Source organism: Shewanella nanhaiensis, assembly GCF_019457885.1.
Lineage (GTDB): Bacteria > Pseudomonadota > Gammaproteobacteria > Enterobacterales > Shewanellaceae > Shewanella > Shewanella nanhaiensis.
The window spans coordinates 1-272 of record NZ_JAHZST010000085.1; the positions used below are offsets into that span (position 1 = coordinate 1).

General features: G+C 50.7%; 1 rRNA gene. It reads left to right on the forward strand.

What is annotated here, in order from left to right:
* Positions 1-272: ribosomal RNA gene (locus K0625_RS24435) — 23S ribosomal RNA — on the forward strand; the annotation flags it as partial.

Consider the following 272-nt stretch of genomic DNA (forward strand, 5'->3'; position numbering starts at 1 on the left):
AAGGCTTAGACAGCTAGGATGTTGGCTTAGAAGCAGCCATCATTTAAAGAAAGCGTAATAGCTCACTAGTCGAGTCGGCCTGCGCGGAAGATTTAACGGGGCTAAGCAATACACCGAAGCTACGGGTGTGCACCTTCGGGTGTACGCGGTAGAGGAGCGTTCTGTAAGCCGTTGAAGGTGAAGGGGTAACCCACACTGGAGGTATCAGAAGTGCGAATGCTGACATGAGTAACGATAAAGGGAGTGAAAAACTCCCTCGCCGAAAGACCAAG